The organism is Nonomuraea sp. NPDC049649, from assembly GCF_040675175.1.
Classification (GTDB): Bacteria; Actinomycetota; Actinomycetes; order Streptosporangiales; family Streptosporangiaceae; genus Nonomuraea.
Genome location: NZ_JBFAOH010000020.1, coordinates 1 through 14,991, shown reverse-complemented (window position 1 = coordinate 14,991; position 14,991 = coordinate 1). Strand labels below are relative to the sequence as shown.

Below are 14,991 nucleotides of genomic sequence, written 5' to 3'. Positions count from 1 at the left end.
TTCCCGGGGGCGGGGCCTTCGCGCTGCTATACGAGGTGGACGTCCCGCTGGTAGCGGTGGCTGCGCACGGTCCGCCCGACCCGGACCTCGTCGCGCTCGTACAGGCGGCGGCACCGGGCGAGATCGCCGGACGTGACCGCCTCGGCGATCTCGTCGACGAGCGCCGCCCGGGGATCCCCGGCGTCCACGGGAGTGTCGATCATCCCCCAGACGTCCCAGGGCAGCAGCTCGACCTTGTTCAGCGCGGCCAGGTCGCGGACCACGTTGCCCGCCACGAACCACGCGCCGCGCATCTCTCCCAGGCCGAACCGCTCCGGGTCCTCCAGGCCGCTCCGGCAGCGCAGCCACGCCTCGCCGCCGGTCAGGAACGCGCCCTCCGGCAGGTCGTACGGATCGAAGCCGATCTTGAACAGCTCCGTCTGTCTCTCGTCGAGCTGCGCGTCCGTACGCTTCCAGCGATGTGCGTCGGCGTCCCAGCGCTCCACGATCCAGTGGTCGACCCAGCCCTCGCCGAAATAGCCGGCGAAGCCCGCCCGCGCCCGCGCCGGGATTCCCGCCCGGCGCAGCAGCGCGACCGTGAGCACGCTGAAATGCCGGCAGTTGCCGATCATGCGCAGCGCCGGGGGCCGGGGCTCGGCCAGGCCGCGTGGGTCGAGGCGGCGGATCCGGGCGGCCATCTCGGCCGCCGAGCGGTTCTCCACCTCCTCGCGGCGGGCGTCGACGTCCTGGACGCCGTACTGGTCCGCCAGGAACTCGTGAACGATCAAGCCCTGACTGATCGCGCAGAGCCCGGCGGCGTCGCCGGGGAGGCCGGTCTCCGCTTCGAGCCTGGTCATCGGGCCCGGCGTGGTGAAGAAGGCCAGTTCGTCCGTGTTCATGTCGTCCCCTCGGGTGGTCCTCGTCCCTGTCGTTGTAGGGGCTCTCACCGTGTGAGGGTCAACCGGGCGCGGGGCGGCTAGCATCGGGCAGCGGCTGGGGTGAGAGGACGAGAAGTGGACGACGGCGAGGACAGGAACGGCACCGCGGACGAGCGGACGTCCGAAGAGGAGGCGCGGCCGGGCCATGACCGTGAGCCGTCGGCGGGGGAGTCCGGGCGGGAGGTGTCGGAGGGAAGCTCCCGGGAGGTGCGGTGGGCCGGGGTGGCCGCGGCCGTGCTCGGGGGTGTGATCGTCGCCGTGGTGGGGCTGACGACGCCGTGGGAGGCGCTGGCGGGGACGCCTGTGGCGGCGGCGGGTCCCGAGGGGGACTTCACCGCTGAGCAGATCGCCCGCTCTCAGGCGTTCGACGCGGCCACCAGCGTGCCGAGCTATCTGTCGCTCGGGCTGACGCTCGTGTTCGCCGGGCTGCTGGTCGCCACCCCGCTGGGCGCCAAGGTTCTCGGGGTGCTGCGCGGGCCGTGGTGGGTGCGGGTGCTGCTGGGGGTGCTCCTGCTCACAGTGATCGAGGAGGCGCTGCGCTGGCCGCTCGGCGTCTGGTTCGAGACGGTGCTGCGCGACTACGGCCTGTCCACGCAGGACTGGGTGTCGTGGACGGGCGACCGGCTCAAGCGCATCGGCATCAGCACGGCGCTGCTGGGCGGCATGATCCTGGCGGTGGTGGCGCTGGCCCGGCGGTTCCGCCGCTGGTGGATCCCGGCGGCGGCGGGGGCGTTCGCGCTCACCGTGGCCGCCTCGTTCGTCTACCCCGTGGTGTTCGAGCCGGTGTTCAACGACTTCCGCTCCATGCCGGACGGCCCGCTGCGCACCAGCCTGCTGGCGATGGCCGAGCGCGACGGGGTGCCGGTGGAGGACGTGCTGGTGGCCGACGCCTCCCGCCGCACCACCGCGCTGAACGCCTACGTCTCCGGGTTCGGCGCCACCCGCCGCATCGTGGTCTACGACAACCTGCTGAAGGCGCCGGAGCCCGAGGTCGAGCTGGTGGTGGCGCACGAGCTGGGCCACGCGAAGGAGAACGACGTCCTGTACGGGACGCTCATCGGCGCGCTGGGGGCCGCGTTCGGCGCGATCCTGCTGTACCTGGTCTTCGGCAGGGTCCGCAGGCGGGCCGGGGTGGCGTCGATCGCCGACTGGCGCGCGGCGGGCGCGATCATGGGCTTGATGACGCTGGCGACGTTTCTGTCCGGCCCCGCGCAGAACCTCGTCAGCCGTCAGATCGAGGCCAGGGCCGACGTCCACGCCCTGGACCTGACCCGGGACCCGGTCACGTTCGCGGCGATGCAGAAACGCCTGGCAACAGCCAATATTTCCGACTTGTCGCCCGATGCCGTGGAATATGTGCTCTATGCCTCCCATCCCACGGCACCGCAGCGGATCGCCCTGGCCCGCGCCTGGGCGGAGCTGAACGGCGTCCCAGGACCGTGACCCGCGTCGTCTTCGTCACCAACGACTTCCCGCCCCGCCCGGGCGGCATCCAGTCGTTCGTGCACGGGCTGGCCCTGCGCACCCCCGACGTGGCCGTCTACGCCCCCGGCTGGCCCGGTTGCGCCGAGTTCGACCGCCGTCAGCCGTACCCGGTCGTCCGCCACCCGGGACGGCTCATGCTGCCCGTGCCCTCAGTCGCCCGTACGGCGGCCCGGCTGGTCGCCGAGCACCGCGCGGAGACCGTCGTGTTCGGCGCGGCGGCCCCGCTCGGCCTGCTCGCGCCCCGCCTGCGCGCCGCGGGCGCGCGGCGCGTGGTGATGCTCACCCACGGCCACGAGGCGTCCTGGGCGGCCGCGCCCGGCTTCCGCGCCGTGCTGCGCCGCATCGGCGCGCACGCCGACGCGGTCACCTACCTGGGCGAGTACACGCGCGCCCGGCTGGCCGCCGCGATCGGCGACGACAAGCTGGTACGGCTCGCGCCCGGCGTCGACCCCGACCAGTTCCACCCGCAGGCGGCCAAGGCGGAGCTGGGGCTGGCGGGCCGGCCGGTGGTGGCGTGCGTGTCCAGGCTGGTGCCGCGGAAGGGCCAGGACCGGCTCATCAGGGCCTGGCCCGCGGTGCTCGGCGCGGTGCCGGACGCGGTGCTGCTCCTGGTCGGCGGCGGCCCGCACCGGCGCAAACTGGAGAGGCTGGCTGGCGGCCATCCGTCGATCGTCGTCACCGGCACCGTCCCGGCCGCCGACCTGCCCGGCTACTACGCCGCCGCCGACGTCTTCGCCATGCCGTGCCGCACCCGGTGGGGCGGGATCGACGTGGAGGGGCTCGGCATCGTGTTCCTGGAGGCGGCGGCGACCGGCCTGCCGGTCGTGGCCGGCCGTTCGGGCGGCGCTCCCGAGGCGGTACGGGACGGCGAGACCGGCCTGGTCGTCGACGGCCGCGACACCGGCGCCGTGGCCCGGGCGGTCATCGAGCTGCTGACCCGCCCCGAGCAGGCGCGGAAGATGGGCGAGGCCGGCCGCGACTGGGTGGTCCGCGAATGGTCCTGGGACCGGGTCGCCGCCCGCTTCCACGCCCTGCTCTGAGCTCACCCCTTCGTCGAGCCGAGCGTCAGCCCGGCCACGAACTGCTTGTGCAGCAGCTGGAACACGATCAGCGTCGGCAGCGCCACCAGCACCGAACCGGCCGCCAGCAGGTTGTAGTCGGTGAAGAACTGGCCGCGCAGGTTGTTCAGCGCCGAGGTGACCGGCAGCTTGTCACCCGACACCATGAGCACCAGCGCCCACAGGAAGTCGTTGTACATCCAGGTGAACTGGAGCGTGGCCAGCGCCGCCAGCACCGGCCGGCAGAGCGGCAGCGTCAGCTTCCAGTAGCGGCGCCACAGGCTCGCCCCGTCCACCAGCGCCGCCTCGGTGATCTCCTCGGGGATGGTGCGCATGAAGTTCGCCATGACGAACACGCAGAACCCGAACTGGAACGCCACGTGGATCAGGATCAGCCCCAGGTACGAGTCGTACAGCGACTGCGAGTCCGACAGCCACGCGGGCAGCGGGATGAGGATGTAGAGCGAGTAGAGCGGGGTGATGAGCACCTGCGGCGGCAGCAGGTTGCCCGCGGTGAACACGATGAGCAGCGTCTTGCGGCCCGGCACCCGCGCCCGCGCGATCGCGAACGCGACGAACGAGGCCAGGAACAGCGTCAGCACCAGCGCCGGGATCACGATGATGAGCGTGTTCAGGTAGTAGCGGGGCAGCTCGGCCTGGCTCCACGCCTGCCCGTAGTAGCCCAGCGTCAGCTCCTCGGGCAGCGAGAAGTAGCCCAGCCGGGCGGTCTCCTCGTACGGGCGGAGCGACGCGTACACGGCCAGCAGGAGCGGCAGCAGCCACCCCAGCGCCACCAGCGCCAGGAACACGTGGAGCAGCCAGCGCAGCGGCCGGACCCTGCGCCCGGTCGACGTCGCCGCGGTCATCGCTCCTCCTTGAACAGCTGCGACAGGTAGGTGACGATGAACCCGAGCGAGATCACCAGCAGGATCACCGCGATGGCCGAGCCGAACCCGATCCGGCTGGCCTCGCCCACGATGTTCTCGGTGACCAGCACCGACAGCAGTTCGAGCCCGTTCCTGCCCTTGTTGATCGCGTAGACGATGTCGAACGCGCGCAGCGCCTCGATCACCGTGATCACCAGCACGATCACGTTGACCGGCCGCAGCGTCGGGAACACCACCCGGAAGAACGTCTGCCACTCGTTCGCCCCGTCGATGGCGGCGGCCTCCTTCAGCGCCGGGTCGACCGCCTTCAGCCCCGCGAGATAGATGATCATGACGTAGCCGACGTGCCGCCACGCCGCCGCCACCATGACCACCCAGATGTTGACCGACCGGTCGCCCAGCCAGTCGACCGACAGCCCGGTGACGGCGTTCAGCACGCCGTAGTCGTGCGAGTAGACGAGCTGGGCGATGAACCCCACCACCGCCAGTGACAGCACCACCGGCATGTACAACGCGCTCTGGTATAAACGCGAGCCTCGCAGCCGACGGTCCAGCAGCACCGCGCAGAACAGCCCGAACGGTGTCGCTACCAGCCCGAGGAAGACCAGCCAGAGGACGTTGTTGCGGACGGCCGACCAGAACGGCGGATACTCGCCGGCCAGGTCGCCGTAGTTGCGCCCGCCGATCCACTCGATCGGCCCGAAGCCGTTCCAGTCGGTGGCGGACAGGGCCACGGAGGCCAGCGTGGGCCCCCAGATGAGGCCCACGTTGACGATGACGGCCACCCCCAGCCCGATGACCAGCACGGTCACGTCGCGGGCGGAGTAGCGACGGGTCTTGACGGCCATCAACGGAAGATGTTGACCTTCTGCTGCTCGATGCTCCTTACGAGTGAATCGATCTCGGCGGGTTTGTCGATGAACGACTGCAGCGACGGGATCATCACCGTGGAGGCGAAGTCCGGCCGGGTGTCGCGGTCGAGGAACTGGGCGATGTGCTTGGCCTGCGAGACCAGCTCGGCGCCGCGCTTCTGCAGCGCGCTGTAGCCGCTGGTGTCGGCCTTGGAGCTGGCCGCGAGCGTGCCGGGGTCCAGCTCGGTGGCGATGTCCTGCGACGACGCCTGGGCGAAGTGCTTGATCAGGGCCTTGGCGCCCTCGACGTTCTTGGCCTTGGCGGAGACCATGTAGCCGTCGATGGGGGCGTCGATCGAGTCGGTGCCGTAGTCGGGATTGATCTCGGGGAAGGTGAAGAAGTCCAGGTCGTCCCGTTCCTCCTCGGGGAACTGCTGGGCGACGAACATGCCCAGCAGGTACATGCCGCTCTTCTTCTGCGCCAGCGACTGCGCGGCCTCCTGCCAGGTGCGGCCCAGCGACGCCGGCTGGTGGAACTCCATCAGCCCGCGCCAGGTGTCGAACACCTGCTTGACGCGCGGGTCCGTCCACGACTCCTTGCCCGCCATGAGCGAGATGTGGAAGTCGTAGCCGTTCATCCGCATGTTGATGATGTCGAAGGTGCCCATCGCGGGCCAGCCGTCCTTGTCCGCGAACGCGATCGGGACCAGGTCGTCGGCCTGCATCCGCCTGGCCAGCGCGGTCAGCTCGTCGAGCGTCTTCGGCGGCTCGTACCCCTTCTCCTCCCAGACGCTCTTACGGTAGAAGACCGCCCACGGGTAGTACGTGAACGGGACGAAATACTGCTTGCCGTCGATCCCCGTGGAAGCGTCCTTGAACGCCTGCGTGTAGTCGCCGCCGATCTCCTGCCAGACATCCGAGATGTCGGTGGCCAGGCCCTGCTCGGCGAAGAACTGCATCCGATAGCCGGCGAACCAGGTGAACACGTCGTCCGGCGTACCCCTGAGGTAGCGGTTGATGTTCTCCTGGAAGGTGTTGTGGTCGACGGTGTTGATCCGTACGCCGGCCTGGGTGAACTTCTCGACAACGGTGGCGAGCGACTTCTTCGGCACCTCGTCGGAGGCGTTGGAGCCCAAGGTGACGGTGCCGAGGCCGGTGCCGGGGGCGGGCTGTTCGGAGCCGCCGCAGGCGGCGAGCACGGCGGGCACGCCGAAAGCGGCGGCTGTGCCTAAGAGCAGGTTGCGGCGGGAGATCGGCGGGCGGTGGTCCATGGTGGTTCCTCCTTGCCAGACCCTCAGATTCCCCCGAGTTCAATCACCCTTCATCGAAAAGCCAAGTTTTCAAACTGTCAACGGCACATACGACGAGGCCGCCAGGGCACCCCTGGCGGCCTCGCGATGATCAGGGCCGATGATCAGGTCAGTTGCAGGAGGACTTGTCGCCGAGCTGACGCTGGATGTCGATGAGAATCTTCAGCATCTCGGTCTGCGTGGCCTGCATGGTGTCGAACTTCTGGTCCGCGGTTTCGAACCGCTGGTCCACGGCGTCGAAGCGCTTGTCTACGGACTCGGTGAGGTTGTCGACCTTCGTCTCCAGGCTGCTGACGCGCCCGTCGAGGAGGTCCACCTTCGTCTCCAGGCTGCTGACGCGCCCGTCGAGCATGTCCACCTTCGTGTCCAGGACCTTGACCCGGTCGGCGACGCCGTTGATCCGCTCGGTCAGGTCCTGGCCCAGCTCCATCTGGTCGGCCCTGATCTGAATGAGCTCGTTCTGGATCAGGGTGCCGAATCGGAGGGCTGTCTCCTTGATGTCCACGTGTGGTCTCCCCTACCTTCGGTGGTAGGGACCGGGGATGTTAGGGATCTCCGGTCCCGACTGTCATCCGAAAGGCTACTGGACGTGACTGGCCGACTCCATACCGTTTCTTGGAATTGGTTGGAGCCCCAGATCACCCGGCGTAAAGCGCCTCGATGTCCGCCGCGAAGTCCCGCATCACGACCGCCCGCTTGACCTTCAGCGTCGGCGTCAGGTGCCCGCTCTCCTCGGTGATGTCCGCCGCCAGCACGGTGAACTTCTTGATCTGCTCCGCCTTGGACACCATGAGGTTGGCCCGGTCGACCGCCCCCTGCAGCTCGGCCAGGACGCGCGGGTCGGTGCGCAGCTCGGCGGCCGTGGCCGGCGCGTACGGCTCCAGCGCCTCCGGGTCGAGGGTGATGAGCGCGCTGACGAACGGCCGCCCGTCGCCGATCAGCATGGCCTGGGAGATGAGCGGGTGCGCGCGCAGCGCGTCCTCCAGCGGGCCGGGGGCGACGTTCTTGCCCGCGGCGGTCACCAGGATCTCCTTCTTGCGCCCGGTGATGCGCAGGTAGCCGTCCTCGTCCAGCTCGCCCACGTCGCCGGTGTGGAACCAGCCTTCGGCGTCGAGGACCTCGGCGGTGGCGTTGTCGTTGTTCCAGTAGCCGGTGAAGACGTTGCGGCCCTTGGCCAGGATCTCGCCGTCGCCGGCGACGCGCAGCGTGACGCCGGGCAGCGGCCGCCCGACGGTGCCGATCTTGTTGCCGCCCGGCAGGTTGACCGAGCACGGGGCGGAGGTCTCGGTCAGCCCGTAGCCCTCGAACACCTCGATGCCGACGCCGCGGAAGAAGTGGCCCAGCCGCTCGCCCAGCGCCGAGCCGCCCGACACCGCGGCCGTCAGCCGGCCGCCCGTCGCCTCGCGCAGCTTGGCGTACACGAGCCGGTCGAAGAGCGCGTGGCGCAGGCGCAGCCCGAGCCCTGGCCCGCCGGACGCCTGCGCCCTGCTCCAGGTCACCGCCGTGTCGACGGCCTTGGCGAAGATCTTGCCCTTGCCGCCCGCGATGGCCTTCTGCTCGGCGGTGTTGTAGACCTTCTCGAACACGCGCGGCACGCCCAGCAGGAAAGTGGGCTTGAACTGCTGCAGGTCGGGCCCGACGTTCTTCATGTTGGGCGTGTGCGCCATGACCGCGCCGGCCTCGATCAGCACGACCTGGATCATCCGCGCGAAGATGTGCGCCAGCGGCAGGAACAGCAGCGCGGCGGGCGTGCCGGCGAACAGCGGCTCCAGCGGCCCGCGCAGCACGTTCAGCGCGGTGAACAGCAGGTTGTCGTGGGTGATGAGGCAGCCCTTGGGCCTGCCGGTGGTGCCGGAGGTGTAGACGATCGTCGCCAGGTCGGCCCCGCTCACCCGGGACCGGGCCTCCTCCAGCGCGGCGTCGTCCACGCCGCCGGTGCCGATCGAGCCGTCGAGCGCGGCCTCCAGCCGCCACAGGTGTTTGAGCGCGGGCGCGGCCTCGCGCACGGTCTGCTCGTGCGTGTCGAGCTCGGCGAAGGCGGCCTTGGCGCCGCTGTCGGAGAGGATCCAGGCGACCTGCTCGGCCGAGGAGGTCTCGTAGATCGGCACGGTGACCGCGCCGATCGCCCAGATCGCGTAGTCGGCGAGCGTCCACTCGTAGCGGGTGCGCGACATCAGCGCCACCCGGTCGCCGTGGCCCAGGCCCGCCGCCAGCAGCCCCTTGGCCAGCGCGGCCACCTGGTCGCGGAACTCGCGGGCGGTGACGCCGGGCCAGGCGTCGCCGTCCTTGCGGCGCATGATCACCCGGTCGGGCTCCTGCTCGCCCCGCCGGAACACGGTGTCGGCCAGCGAGGCCGAGGCCGGGACGTCTACCAGTACGGGGACGCTGTACTCGCGCACGGGTCACTCCTCCGGGTTCACGCTTCGGTTCTCCCGGACGTTATCGCGATAAGTTACCAATAGGTAGCTTTCGTCATCCAGGCGTTATCAGAAGCCGTACCTCACGCTAGCAGGGACAACTCATAGGATTCCCCGCATGAGGGTCCATGTAGTCAGTGATGTGCATGGCAGGGCCGACGCGCTGGCCAAAGCCGGGGACGGCGCGGACGCGCTCATCTGCCTCGGAGATCTGATTCTGTTCATCGACTACTACGACCACGGCAAGGGCATCTTCGCCGACCTGTTCGGCGCCGAGCAGGCCGGGGAGTACATCGCGCTGCGCACCGCCAAGCGCTTCGACGAGGCCAGGGCCATGTCCGCGCGGCTGTGGGCGGGCCTCGGCGGCGACCCCCGCGACCACATCGAGCGCCACGTGCGCGCCCAGTACGCGGAGCTGTTCGCCGCCATGCCCGCGCCCGCCTACCTGACCTACGGCAACGTGGACGTGCCGCGCCTGTGGAGTGAGTACCTCGGCCCCGGCCACCGGGTGCTCGACGGCGAGACGGTGGAGATCGGCGGGCTCCGCTTCGGCTTCGTCGGCGGCGGGCTGAAGACCGACTACCGCACCCCCAACGAGATCAGCGACGAGGAGTTCGCCGCCAAGGTCGCGGCGCTCGGCGAGGTGGACGTGCTGTGCTGCCACATCCCGCCCGCCGTGCCCGAACTCCTCTACGACGTGGTGGCCCGGCGCTTCGAGCGGGGCAGCGAGGCCACGCTGGAGCTGATCAGGCGCACCCAGCCGCGCTACGCCCTCTTCGGCCACGTCCACCAGCCGCTCCACCGGCGCATGCGGATCGGCCGCACCGAGTGCGTCAACGTCGGCCACTTCCGCGGCAGCGGAGTCCCGTACGTCCTGGAGTGGTGACCCCCGGATCCGCCGCGCGGGGCGGATCCTGCACTACTTTGGTGCCATGGCTGATCGCACCAGTTCGAGTATCACCATCGACGCCGACCGCGCCCGCGTGATGGCCGTCATCGCCGACCTCCCCTCGTACCCGGAGTGGGCCGGTCAGGTGAAGAGCGCCGAGGTCCTCACCACCGCCGCCGACGGCAGGCCGGAGACGGTCCGGTTCGTCCTCGACGCCGGCGTGATCAGCGACGCCTACACCCTCGCCTACACCTGGAACGGCGACGAGAGCGTCACCTGGCGGGTGGCCGAGCCCGGCACGATGGTCGCCAAGCTCGACGGGAGTTACATGCTCGCCGAGACGGGCAGGGGCGTGGAGGTGACGTACGAGCTCGCGGTCGGCCTCGCCGTCCCCATGATCGGCATGATCAAGCGCAAGGCCGAGAAGGTGATCGTCGACACGGCTCTCAAGGGCCTCAAGAAGCGCGTCGAAGGCCGCTGAGGTGAGCCCGCGGGTCCTGCTCTTCACCGGGAAGGGCGGCGTCGGCAAGACCACCGCCGCGGCGGCCACCGCCACTCTCGCCGCCAGGCGCGGGCTCAAGACGCTGCTCGTCTCCACCGACACCGCCCACTCCCTGGCCGACGCGCTCGCCGCCGAGCCCGGCGAGATCGCCCCCGGCCTCCACCTGCACCAGGTCGACACCCAGCGCACGCTCGAACGCCACTGGGGCGAGCTGCGCGAGTACGCCCGCGGCGTCCTCGTCGAGCTGGGCCTGGACGAGATCACCTCCGAGGAGATCACCGTCCTGCCCGGTGCCGAGGAGGTCATCGCCCTGCTGGAGCTGCGCGAGCACGCCCGCGAGGGCCGCTGGGACGTCCTCGTCGTCGACTGCGCGCCCACCGCCGAGACGCTCCGCCTGCTCGCCCTGCCCGAGGCGCTCGACTGGCACGTCAACCGGCTCCTGCCGGTCGGCCGCAGGCTCATGCGGCTGGCCGCGCCGCTGGTGCGCGGCGTCGCCCGGGTCAGCGCGCCCGGCGACGAGGTGGTGGGCGCCGCCGAGCGCTTCCACCGCGGGCTGATGGAGGTGCGCGAGCTGCTCACCGGCGACCACGCCTCCGTGCGCCTCGTGCTCACGCCCGAGGCGGTGGTGCTCGCCGAGGCCCGGCGCACCCTCACCTCGCTCAGCCTGTACGGGTACCGCGTCGACGCGGTCATCGCCAACCGGATCTTCCCCGCCGAGGACGCCGACGCCTGGCGCGCCCGCTGGGTGGCCGCCCAGTCGCGGCTGCTGGCCGAGGCCGAGGAGTCGTTCGCGCCGCTGCCCGTCCACACCGTGCCCTACCTGCCCGCCGAACCCGTCGGCAGCCAGGCGCTCGCCGCCGTCGGGGAGGCGCTGTACGGGGAGAGCGACCCGTTCGCCCGGCCCGCCGTCGAACCGCCGCTGCGGCTGGCCCGCGACGAGCTCACCCTGGCCCTGCCCGGCGCGGAGCGGGGCGAGGTCGACCTGGCGCGCAAGGGCGACGAGCTGATCATCACCGCGGGCGGCTACCGGCGGATCCTGGCCTTGCCCGCGGCGCTGGCACGCAGGAAGATCAGTACGGCCGTGCTCCGCGACGGCCTGCTCCGGGTACGGTTCACCTCGGAGGCGGAAACCGACGAAGCGCACGGCCGGGACGGCACGTGAGCGAAGAGGGCGCACGCCGCACCGACCGGGAGGGCCAGATGACCGAGAACGCACGGAACACAGCCAACGACAGAGACCCCCTCGGCGCCGTCGCCGAGGAGGCCCGCAAGCTCTTCGACAGCCTGCAGGGACGCGCCACCCGGCAGGTCGGGAAGACCGTGTTCAACTCCTTCACCGGCGGCGGCCAGGCCGAGAAGGACGTCTGGAGCGAGGCCGTCGCCGAGCAGGACGACGAGTACATCTGCCGCGCCTGCCCCGTCTGCCGCGCCATCGCGGCGCAGCGGGAGGCGGGCCGGGAGCGCGTCCCCGAGGGCACCGCCGACGTCGCCGGCCACCTCGTCGCGGCGGGCGGCGAGCTGTTCGCGGCCTTCCGCGGCGCGCTCGACGTGCTCAGCCGGCCCGCGGCCCGTCCCCGGGACGACCGAGAGCGCTCCGGGCGCGACAATGTCGAACACATAGACCTGGACTAGCAGAAGGATTGGGTCATGCTCACGATCGGTGTGGACATCGGCGGGACCAAGGTCGCCGCGGGCGTGGTTGACGACGACGGCGCGATCGTCGAGCAGACTTTGAGACCGACGGACGCCGAACACCCCGACCTGGTGGCCGACACCGTCGCCGACGTCGTCCGCGAGCTCGGCGAGGGCCGCGAGATCGAGGCGGTGGGCATCGGCGCGGCCGGTTTCGTCGACGAGTCCCGCTCGATCGTGCGCTTCGCGCCCAACCTGGCCTGGCGCGAGGAGCCGCTGCAGAAGCGGATCAGCTCGCTGGTCGGGCTGCCCGTCGTGGTGGAGAACGACGCCAACGCGATGGCCTGGGCCGAGTCCAGGTTCGGCGCCGGGCGCGGCCAGTCCCACGTCGTCTGCCTGACCCTCGGCACCGGCATCGGCGGCGGCATCGTCTTCGACGGCCACCTCTACCGCGGGCGCTGGGGGATGGGCGCCGAGCTGGGCCACATGAAGGTGGTGCCCGACGGGCGGCTGTGCGGCTGCGGCCAGCACGGCTGCTGGGAGCAGTACGCGAGCGGCAACGCGCTGGTCGCCGAGGCCAGGGAGATCGCCGCCGCGCACCCCGAACGGGCCGGGATCCTGCTCGGGCTGGCCGGCGGCACGATCGAGGGCGAGGAGGTGACCGAGGCGGCCCGCAAGGGCGACGACGCCTCGCTCGCCGCGTTCGCCTCGCTCGCCGACTGGCTCGGCCGGGGCATGGCCGACCTGGCCGCCGTGCTCGACCCCGGCTGCTTCATCCTGGGCGGCGGCGTGTCCAGGGCCGCCGACCTGTTCGTCGACCGCGCCCGGGCCTCGTTCGAGGAGCACCTGACCGGCAGGGGCCACCGCCCGGTGGCCGAGGTGCGGCTGGCCGAGCTCGGCCCGTCCGCGGGCCTCGTGGGCGCGGCCGACCTGGCCCGCAGACGCTGACCGCGTGACCACGGTCAGGATCGGCACCTACAACCTGCGGGGGCTGAGGGACGACGTCTCCGCGCTCGTACGCGTGATCACCGCGATGCGCGCCGACCTGATCTGCCTCCAGGAGGCGCCCAGGATCGCCCGCTGGCGGGCCCGCTGCGAACGGCTGGCCCGCCGCTGCGGGCTGCGCCTCCTGGCGGGCCACGGCGCGACCGGGGTGGCGGTGCTGGGCGCGCCCCGGGTGCGGCTGCTGCACGCCGGGAGCGCCCTGCTCCGGGTCTTCCTCGGGCTGGAGCCGCGCGGGCTCGCCGTGGCCGTCGTGGAGGTGGACGCGGCCCCCCTCGCCGTCGGCTCGGTCCACCTCGGGCTCGACGGCCGGGCCAGGCTCCACCACGCCGCCGAGGCGGTCGAGCGCCTGCGCCGGGCCGCCGCACCGTACCGGGCGCCCGTGGTGCTCGGCGGCGACGTGAACGAGAACCCGCACCAGCCCGCCTGGCGCTACCTCGCCGCGCGCCTGACCGACTGCTACGCCGCCGCGCCCCGCGGCGACGGGCTCACCTTCACCTCCAGGCGGCCCGCGCACCGCATCGACGGGGTGTTCGCCGCGCCCGGGATACAGGTCGTGTCCTGCGGCGGAGCGGACGCCGAAGGCGCCGATCCGGCCCGTGCCAGCGACCACCTGCCGGTCGTGGCCGAGCTGAGACTTGCCGGGTGAAGCATGATCAGCGCCGCGCAACCCGTAGCATCGTCCTCATGACCCGTCGCTCTCAGCGGCGTGCGCTCACCATGATCCTGGCGGCCTGCCTGGCCGTTCCCGGCCTCCCGACCGCCGCGCATGCCGACCCACGCCCCGGAGCGTCCGAGGCCTGGCAGCGGAGCACGAGCGCGCACCTGCCGGCCGACGGCTCGCTCTCCGACGTGCTCGCCCTGTCGTCCGGCGACGTCTGGGCCGTCGGCCAGCAGCAGATCTGGGACGTGTGGAAGAACCGCGGCACGATCCGCCACTGGAACGGCAAGCAGTGGAGCGAGATCGGCATCCGCGACGCCACCGGCGCCGGCAACCTGCGGTCGGTCTCCGCCACCGGGCCGCGCGACGTGTGGGCGGTCGGCGACGGCCACGACGCCGTGCCCTACATCGCCCACGGCGACGTCACCGGCTTCAACCGGGTCAGGCCGCAGGGGCTGCGCAGCGGCGACTGGCTCGGCGGCGTCGAGGCGGGCGCCCAGCGGATCGTGGCCGTGGGCAGCCGCGGCAAGCACGCGCTCGTCGTCACCCGCGAGGACGGCGACTGGCACGTCCGCGAGACCGGCGAGAAAGGCGCCCTCTACGCCGTCGACGGCGACTTCGCCGTCGGCGACACCGGCACCCGGCCGCTCATCATGAAACGCTCCGGGAGCTCCTGGAAGCCCATGCGGGTGCCCGCTATCCGCGGCGGCTACCTGCGCGACGTGCACGCCGACAGCGGCAAGCGGGCGCTGGCCGTCGGCGGCGTCTACCACGGCCCCGGCCAGATAGAGCCGCTCGCGCTCGTCTGGAACGGCAAGCGGTGGCGGCGCCTGCCCGTCCCCACCGCCAAGGCCAGGCTCTACGGCGTGACCGGCGACGGCAAGGGCCGCTACTGGATCTCCGGCCACGACCCCCGGCGGGCCGCCGAGCCCTACCTGCTCCGCTGCGGCCAGCGCTCCTGCGCCGTGGTCCGCGGCGAGGCCGCCGACGGCAGGACCCGCGTCCGCCTGCACGCCGTCACCTACCTGGCCGAGGGACGGGCGGTCTGGGCGGTCGGGCACGCGGTCGACGGCCAGGAACGTTACACCGACGTGGTGGAGGCCTTCGGCCCGCGCGACCCGGAGAAGTCCTGAAGCCGTCTTAGAGCTCCTAACAAAATGATCACTCTGGTCTCTCATGAGACGGTTTGCGGGTTTGATCACGTCGTGTGAGGAAGGGTGAGCAGCCGCCCTGGATCGTGCGCGACAGTCTGTGGGAGCGGATCGAGCCGCTGCTGCCGAAGGTGGAGCGGCGCACGCGTCATCCGGGTCGTAAGCGGCTGGACGATCGCAAGGTGTTGTGCGGGATCTTGTTCGTGCTCTACACCGGGATCCCGTGGGA

16 protein-coding genes are annotated in these 14,991 nt (G+C 71.4%); 10 read left to right on the top strand and 6 right to left on the bottom strand.

Annotation, left to right across the window (positions count from 1 at the left end; all coding sequences use genetic code 11):
- Positions 1-26: 26 nt before the first annotated feature.
- The gene (locus tag AB0J42_RS23655) at positions 27-878 is read right to left on the bottom strand and encodes a transglutaminase-like domain-containing protein (RefSeq protein ID WP_364297819.1); all 852 of its coding nucleotides are present in this window, start codon (positions 876-878) and stop codon (positions 27-29) included.
- A 114-nt stretch (positions 879-992) separates the two neighbouring features.
- Here AB0J42_RS23655 and AB0J42_RS23650 point away from each other — a divergent pair, with 114 nt between their 5' ends.
- The gene (locus AB0J42_RS23650) at positions 993-2,360 is read left to right on the top strand and encodes a M48 family metallopeptidase (RefSeq protein WP_364297817.1); all 1,368 of its coding nucleotides are present in this window, start codon (positions 993-995) and stop codon (positions 2,358-2,360) included.
- The gene (locus tag AB0J42_RS23645) at positions 2,357-3,442 is read left to right on the top strand and encodes a glycosyltransferase family 4 protein (RefSeq protein WP_364297815.1); all 1,086 of its coding nucleotides are present in this window, start codon (positions 2,357-2,359) and stop codon (positions 3,440-3,442) included. Before AB0J42_RS23650 ends, AB0J42_RS23645 begins: the two co-directional genes overlap by 4 nt.
- Positions 3,443-3,444: 2 nt before the next feature.
- Here the strand turns inward: AB0J42_RS23645 and AB0J42_RS23640 are convergent, their stop codons facing one another.
- The 5 genes from AB0J42_RS23640 to AB0J42_RS23620 all read right to left on the bottom strand — a co-directional run bounded on the left by AB0J42_RS23640 (position 3,445) and on the right by AB0J42_RS23620 (position 8,907).
- Entirely contained in the window at positions 3,445-4,326 is an 882-nt protein-coding gene (locus AB0J42_RS23640) for a carbohydrate ABC transporter permease (protein ID WP_364297813.1), read from the bottom strand.
- Positions 4,323-5,195, bottom strand: a complete 873-nt coding sequence (locus AB0J42_RS23635; protein WP_364297811.1) for a sugar ABC transporter permease — start codon at positions 5,193-5,195, stop codon at positions 4,323-4,325. The genes AB0J42_RS23640 and AB0J42_RS23635 overlap by 4 nt, the downstream gene beginning before the upstream one ends.
- Positions 5,195-6,469 (bottom strand): ABC transporter substrate-binding protein, encoded by a 1,275-nt coding sequence (locus AB0J42_RS23630; RefSeq protein ID WP_364297809.1) that lies wholly within the window; start codon positions 6,467-6,469, stop codon positions 5,195-5,197. The genes AB0J42_RS23635 and AB0J42_RS23630 overlap by 1 nt, the downstream gene beginning before the upstream one ends.
- 148 nt (positions 6,470-6,617) lie before the next feature.
- Positions 6,618-7,013, bottom strand: a complete 396-nt coding sequence (locus AB0J42_RS23625) for a hypothetical protein (protein ID WP_364297807.1) — start codon at positions 7,011-7,013, stop codon at positions 6,618-6,620.
- 133 nt (positions 7,014-7,146) lie between these two features.
- Complete coding sequence (locus AB0J42_RS23620; RefSeq protein ID WP_364297805.1) at positions 7,147-8,907, bottom strand: AMP-dependent synthetase/ligase; 1,761 nt, start codon at positions 8,905-8,907, stop codon at positions 7,147-7,149.
- 136 nt (positions 8,908-9,043) lie between these two features.
- On the opposite strand from AB0J42_RS23620, the gene AB0J42_RS23615 reads away from it, so the two are divergent.
- The 8 genes from AB0J42_RS23615 to AB0J42_RS23580 all read left to right on the top strand — a co-directional run.
- Positions 9,044-9,811 carry a metallophosphoesterase gene (locus tag AB0J42_RS23615; RefSeq protein WP_364297803.1) on the top strand — a complete coding sequence of 256 codons (768 nt, stop codon included), beginning with the start codon at positions 9,044-9,046 and terminating at the stop codon, positions 9,809-9,811.
- Positions 9,812-9,857: 46 nt separating this feature from the next.
- Positions 9,858-10,295, top strand: coding sequence for an SRPBCC family protein (locus AB0J42_RS23610; protein WP_364297801.1), 438 nt, complete (start codon positions 9,858-9,860; stop codon positions 10,293-10,295).
- 1 nt (position 10,296) lies between these two features.
- The gene (locus tag AB0J42_RS23605; RefSeq protein WP_364297799.1) at positions 10,297-11,478 is read left to right on the top strand and encodes an ArsA family ATPase; all 1,182 of its coding nucleotides are present in this window, start codon (positions 10,297-10,299) and stop codon (positions 11,476-11,478) included.
- Between the two features lie 38 nt (positions 11,479-11,516).
- Positions 11,517-11,948 (top strand): hypothetical protein, encoded by a 432-nt coding sequence (locus AB0J42_RS23600; protein ID WP_364297797.1) that lies wholly within the window; start codon positions 11,517-11,519, stop codon positions 11,946-11,948.
- A gap of 15 nt (positions 11,949-11,963) precedes the next feature.
- Positions 11,964-12,896, top strand: coding sequence for an ROK family glucokinase (locus AB0J42_RS23595; protein ID WP_364297795.1), 933 nt, complete (start codon positions 11,964-11,966; stop codon positions 12,894-12,896).
- A gap of 4 nt (positions 12,897-12,900) precedes the next feature.
- Positions 12,901-13,599: an endonuclease/exonuclease/phosphatase family protein gene (locus AB0J42_RS23590; protein ID WP_364297793.1), complete on the top strand. Its 699-nt coding sequence runs from the start codon at positions 12,901-12,903 to the stop codon at positions 13,597-13,599.
- Between the two features lie 38 nt (positions 13,600-13,637).
- Entirely contained in the window at positions 13,638-14,744 is a 1,107-nt protein-coding gene (locus AB0J42_RS23585; RefSeq protein WP_364297791.1) for a hypothetical protein, read from the top strand.
- 74 nt (positions 14,745-14,818) lie between these two features.
- A partial coding sequence (locus AB0J42_RS23580; protein WP_364298022.1) for a transposase occupies positions 14,819-14,991 on the top strand: 173 nt, incomplete at its 3' end.